The organism is Rhizobium sp. Leaf371, from assembly GCF_001424045.1.
Taxonomy (GTDB): domain Bacteria; phylum Pseudomonadota; class Alphaproteobacteria; order Rhizobiales; family Rhizobiaceae; genus Ferranicluibacter.
Map to the genome: position 1 here is coordinate 1 of NZ_LMQB01000016.1, position 5534 is coordinate 5534.

Genomic DNA, 5534 nt, shown 5'->3' on the forward strand with positions numbered 1-5534 from the left:
GAAACGCAGGAACTTGACCACTACGACCAACACAAACGATACCTAAGGCGGGTCACTTCTCGGTGGAAATGCCGGGTCAGCTCTCAGTGGAAATCAACAGGAATTGAGGAACTTCTTAGCGAAGAGGCACAGACGAACAACGAGCGGCAGTCAAAAAGCCGTGCGGGAAAACGCGCTGAGAGTTTGGCATCCATTGAGCAATACGACGGCTTCGCTCTCAAATATTGGGAGTCCCTGCACAACCGAGAAGAATGGCGGGGGGATGTCGTCTCTTGGGAAGATGTCGTTGACGCCTTGCGCCGTGAGTCCGAAAAGGTGGGTAAGAAGAAAGAGTACAACGCGGCTTGGCGGGAAGGCATTTATGAGAACGGTGAATTCAAGCAAACCAAAATGATCATTCTTGATATCGATGAAATGACGGTCATGCCTGCCGACATCTCAGATTGGCTAAAGTCGCTTGGACTGACCCACGTCATCCATCACACGAACAGAATGACTGCCAGCACACCACGGGTCCGCGTCGTAGTTCCCATGTCGCACAGTGTCATGGACAAGGAATACAAGCATATTCTTCGCGTCCTAAAAGCACGAGCAGGGACGGAGATGGGTGCAGAGGCAATCGCTTTCGACAAGCATTCCCATAGCATCAAGGTTCCGATGTTCGTACCGAACGTTTCCCCACATGGCGCTGACCTCTTCATCGAACATACGGCTAATCTGCTCGACGCGGTCGAATGGCTGAAGATGACGAAGGGTGCTGACGATGGGAAGAGCGAAAAGAAGGTGAAGCGGGCAAACGCCCTGCGATCATTCACAAGTGAAATCGATCCGGAAGCGTTTGTCTCCAAACATGCGATCATGCCCGGGCAGAGCGGCGGTCACGGTGCCCTGTTCGCCTGCGGGAAAGACCTTCATTACGGTGGGAGAGTACCGCTCGATGCGCTGGAAACCGTTCTGCAACCCTACGTGGACGCCGGTTGGTTCGGCACGTCCGAAAACCGATCTGTCCGAAGCGTTGTCGCGTCGTTGAAAAACTACAAGGCGAATAAAGACATCGCTTTATGAGAACTTTTTTCTGCGGAGCCCTCGCGACACGACCAACACCCTCAGAGGCGATCCACTAAGCCGGATCGCCTCTACCCAATTGTGACGATCTTTGCCCTTCTCACACATCCGCGACCCGTTTTTTTTAGGCCCGCTGCAGTCTTTAGCGCTGGCATAAATCTATTCAGCTTCGAATGCACGCTCTGTTGTACCTTGATCAAGTTCTACTGTACCTTGAACAAGTTCTAATGCTGGTCGGTATAAAAAGGGGACCCTGACGGTAGGAGCTTTAGTTCCAGCAAACTTTTCAAAAAAGCCGGCATCCTCAAGCTCGTTTACGACGAGCTGGGTCTCCGATTGCGGAATTCCCCATAGTGTTGCCAGCGATTCTACAGTTTGCGATGCACGCTGCTGCCTCATTTTTTCCACGTAAGGTTTTAAACGCGCGTACTCTGCGTAGAGCGTTTGCTCCAAACGTGCGCGCGACACAGCAGGGAGCGCGTCTTTGAATGAAACTTGCTCGAATAATGCCTTTTCTGGAACAAGTCCCTTCTGCCCACGCTCCAGCCTTTTGATCTGCTCAGTTCGGAGCTCGTTCATCATGTGTATCAACTCACGAGGCGCAGGCTCTTTCGAGGCATCACTTGTCCGAGTAATCATCCACTTCAAAGTGTTCGATTTGTTTGGACCGGATTCAACCTGTGCAGGCATCATTCGAAAAAATATATCTCTCTGCTTAGTTGCGTCACCGAGAATTTCTATCCTATCGACGCCGTAGTATTTTGCAATTGAGTCGTTTGAAAGCATTCTTCTCACGAGTACGTTTAGAATATCATCTTCGCGCCACCTGATTGTCAGCGTTCTCTCGAGATGGCTCGCTTCACGAAATCCATCCTTGACGATGCTCTTCCAAATGTCAGTTCTTAAGAAGATTTTCGTCCGTATGCTATTTAAATTTTTAATATCAAGGTAAGCCTTAAACAATGCTCGCAATGCAAGCGCTTCGAGCGCGGAATTATCAGAAAACGCCACGTCGAGGCGGTCTAAAACAACCCAAACAGTGAGTTCTTCTTTTGCAAACGCAGCGTTTGCTTTACTCAGCAATTCATCAACTGAAATATGTCCGAGCTTTGCACGAGCGGAACTTGGTTCCCTGAGCGAAATTTTACCGGCACCCATAGGTATCGATGTAGTAGGATCGATGGTCACTGTGCCCTCTACAGCCTCAATTCGGGCTGTCCAGTCACGGACATAGTGCAAGGCATATGTTAGAGCGCGGGATAACGTAAAGGAGCGTGGCAATAAATTTGCTTCTTCCAAAGCTCCAATAATCTCTACCGCTAATGGGTTTGATATCTCATAGTCGCGAAAAGCTTTTCCGCACAAAGTCAGAAAATATAGCTTCCACAAACTTACAAATGCAAATTCGCTTTCTGGCGGGTTTTGCGAAAGCGATTGAAAAGCCGGTGTTCCCTGTGGATTTTCTCCCGGGATGACCAGTATGTTTCTATCAAACAATTCGCTTTGATTTTCAATGATGAGACTGTAGATTGCGCTCTTCCCACTTCCTTTAGCGCCATATATTATATCTGCCTTGCCGCTGAATACTGAGTTCCAGTCCTCAGTTTCAACGAAATACTGCTTAATGTTATCTTTCTCTTCCTCGGCAGTCCTATGCCCGAATGTTGATTTTTTGAGGACTTCAAGTGCGTTTTGTATGTTCATGTCATCCCGTTGAAGCGTATTTTAGAAAGAGCCCGTCCTGAATGCAACCATAGGAAAAGGTAATTGAGAATACCAGCTCAAAATTAGTGGCAGAGCCAGCCCTACAATCAAACGAAGACTCAGCCGTCTATCATTGGGCAATGCGCATGAATTGGAACGGATTTGGCTCATGGAGAACAATCCTCATTGTATCCGTCGCGGCATCCGACGGAATGGAAGCGGAAAAACGCCTCGACATCCCACCATTTGAAGCGACAGCAGATCCGCTGCGTGCTTACTTCCCGGTGAGCATGTTGGCGGGTCGCCGAGGCGACGATGAGGCAGCATGGTTTGAGATAGCCTTGGTGCTCGAAACAGCCGAACCAGTGATCGACTGGCGCATCGAGTGGGATAGCTCGGCGTTTTAAGCTACGGCATCCGGTCTCGACAGTGTGATGCTCAACGACATAAGGTCCGTCGATATGCGCAACTCGGGATAAAACCTCAGAATGACTCATGGACGCAGCGTTCGCCTCTATTTGGTCGATGGCACACCTACAGGTATCTTGACTGCGGAGATCATGAATTGGACCGGGCATGTGTTGGTTACACCCCGATCAAAACTTCCGAATGCTCTGCAGCGTCCGGAGGCAACCCGAACAGGCCTATATTTTCTGGTAGGGGATGACCCTGATCAGCCAACAAAAGATCGGGTGTATGTGGGTGAAGGCGATAGCGTGATTGACCGTTTGAAGTCGCATTCTAAAGACGTGTCAAAGGACTTTTGGACCCGGGCATGTCTGGTCACATCGAAAGACTTCAACCTCACTAAGGCCCACGTGCGCTATTTGGAAAGTCGTTTTGTCCAGCTTATCAGATCCGCTGATCGCGCCAACGTAGCCAACGGGAATGAACCGGCGCTGAAAAACTTACCCGAAAGCGACATTACCGACATGGAGTTCTTCATCGAACAGGTGCAGGTCGTTTTGCCTGTGGTCGGCTTTGACTTTCTGCGACCGCGCGTCACAGCACAGTTAGTTTCCGCTTTGACAGAAGCCTATGCATCTACCTCAAATCGCTTGGATCTCGTCATGAACAGCGAGAAGTATGGATTTGCGGCAAAAGCTGTTGAGGTCGATGGGGAAATTACCGTGCTTAAGGGATCACGTGGCAGTACCGCAACCTTCAGCACAAACATCTACGGAGCACTCCGACAACAACTGCTTAAAGAAGGACGTTTGGTAATTACTGATGACCCGAGATTTGTGGAGTTTGCCGAAGATGTAGCTTTCGCCAGTCCGAGCGCGGCGGCGGCGGTCATCAAAAATCGTAACACAAACGGACGGACTTCTTGGAAGCTCGCAAACTCCGGGCAGTCCCTGAAGGACTGGCAAGACGCGTCGTTGGAGAAAGTCATCGACCCTTCGTGAAGGGCATGCTCGAACACGACCTAAGGGGTACAAGATGATCGACATCGCAAAACTGCATGACGAAATCGAAGCTGCCTACCAGGCCTCGGGAAATAGCCAAGGCTGGCGCTTCCTCTACAGCAACCGATCGGTGCTCGAAACAGCATCGGTTGCTATTATCGGCTGGAATCCGGGTGGGATCGAAGAGGTCGAAGGACACGGGCAATTTGATATGCCTATCGGTACGTCCGCGTATGCGGATGAGGACTGGAAGAAGGGCAACGGCACCTACTATGGACAAGGCAATGCGCCTTATCAGCTTCAAGTCCGGGCTGTCTGTGAACGACTCTCTGTCGAGCCGCGAGAAGTTTTGGCAGGCAATCTAATTCTGTGGCGCTCACGAAAAGACAAAGCGTTGATCGACAGACGCAGTGCAGTATCATTCGGCGCTGCGATATGGGGTCATGTTTTAGAAAAAGTTCGACCTTCGATCATTATTGCTGTTGGCATCTCCACAGGCGAAAGAATTGCGAAGATTTTGAATATCGCCACCGACGTAAGGCACAGAGTGGGATGGGGTGAGTATGAGGCAATTTTCGGTACAAACGGACGCCAGAAGCTCATTGCGCTGCCGCATCTTTCAACATTCAAGATCATGAAACACGCTAATTGCCAAACCCATTTGGACGACTTATTCGCCAAGCTGACATAATTAGCTGTCTACCCAGCAGACGACACCGCTGAACCAAAAAGAATCTCCGCTGAAAGTTAGACAGAAGCACGCTGACGAGCGTCGTCCTTGTCCTGTCCATCGAAATCGAGACCCTGCCCGACAGGCTCGCGGACATCGACAGCACGACGCCTGTCATCTTCGGTATCGAGGAAACAACGCTGAAGGTCGCACAGAAGCTCGTCAGCGATCATAAGAGCCTGATTGCTCATCATGACAGCCGGCAACTGTCAGGCACTCAGGCGGCGGCTATACGAACCGTCGTTGCCCGTGTAGTCGGTTCTATGTCGGTCGAGGCCTGAAAGTAACGACTCGTCATGATTATGGTTGTCCACCCGATAGGAGACACGCCATGCAAGAGATATTCAGCCCGAAGTTTTCCATGGATCACCCGGACTATGCGCTGGAATGCGAAGAGGCCTTAGACCTTCATGTGCAGGAGCTAATCGAAGACGCGGTTCGAGCCGCATGGGATACGCGGACGATCTTCAAGGCCCTTGCGAAACTCGCTGCCGCGGAAGCTATCGCCTACGAGGAAGACCCCGACCGTATCCATCCGGCGAAGGCCGCAGAGCTTATGATTTAGGCTGGTCCGCCATGATGCGTTCGATCCTTTCCGGATCACATTGCTCGTCGATAAGGAACTG

The 5534-nt window shown here is 50.7% G+C and carries 6 protein-coding genes; 5 read left to right on the top strand and 1 reads right to left on the bottom strand.

The window, feature by feature from the left end; translation table 11 throughout:
* The coding region (locus tag ASG39_RS24095; protein WP_162242430.1) for a hypothetical protein at positions 1-1065 on the top strand (1065 nt) is incomplete at its 5' end.
* A 159-nt stretch (positions 1066-1224) separates the two neighbouring features.
* Here the strand turns inward: ASG39_RS24095 and ASG39_RS23850 are convergent.
* Positions 1225-2769: a hypothetical protein gene (locus tag ASG39_RS23850; RefSeq protein ID WP_156468120.1), complete on the bottom strand. Its 1545-nt coding sequence runs from the start codon at positions 2767-2769 to the stop codon at positions 1225-1227.
* Between the two features lie 146 nt (positions 2770-2915).
* Here ASG39_RS23850 and ASG39_RS10615 point away from each other — a divergent pair, with 146 nt between their 5' ends.
* From ASG39_RS10615 to ASG39_RS10630, 4 genes are all read left to right on the top strand, one after another.
* A complete protein-coding gene (locus tag ASG39_RS10615; protein WP_156468121.1) occupies positions 2916-3176 on the top strand; it encodes a hypothetical protein in 261 nt (86 codons plus the stop codon).
* Positions 3177-3257: 81 nt separating this feature from the next.
* The gene (locus tag ASG39_RS10620) at positions 3258-4178 is read left to right on the top strand and encodes a GIY-YIG nuclease family protein (RefSeq protein WP_062594996.1); all 921 of its coding nucleotides are present in this window, start codon (positions 3258-3260) and stop codon (positions 4176-4178) included.
* A gap of 34 nt (positions 4179-4212) precedes the next feature.
* Positions 4213-4869: a hypothetical protein gene (locus ASG39_RS10625; RefSeq protein ID WP_062594997.1), complete on the top strand. Its 657-nt coding sequence runs from the start codon at positions 4213-4215 to the stop codon at positions 4867-4869.
* A 370-nt stretch (positions 4870-5239) separates the two neighbouring features.
* Entirely contained in the window at positions 5240-5473 is a 234-nt protein-coding gene (locus ASG39_RS10630; protein WP_062594998.1) for a hypothetical protein, read from the top strand.
* Positions 5474-5534: the final 61 nt, after the last annotated feature.

Bases quoted from the DNA above. Each gene is read 5' to 3' on its own strand.
- ASG39_RS23850 (WP_156468120.1), bottom strand. From the start codon at position 2,769: ATGAACATACAAAACGCACTTGAAGTCCTCAAAAAATCAACATTCGGG.
- ASG39_RS10630 (WP_062594998.1), top strand. From the start codon at position 5,240: ATGCAAGAGATATTCAGCCCGAAGTTTTCCATGGATCACCCGGACTAT.
- ASG39_RS10615 (WP_156468121.1), top strand. From the start codon at position 2,916: ATGAATTGGAACGGATTTGGCTCATGGAGAACAATCCTCATTGTATCC.
- ASG39_RS10625 (WP_062594997.1), top strand. From the start codon at position 4,213: ATGATCGACATCGCAAAACTGCATGACGAAATCGAAGCTGCCTACCAG.
- ASG39_RS10620 (WP_062594996.1), top strand. From the start codon at position 3,258: ATGACTCATGGACGCAGCGTTCGCCTCTATTTGGTCGATGGCACACCT.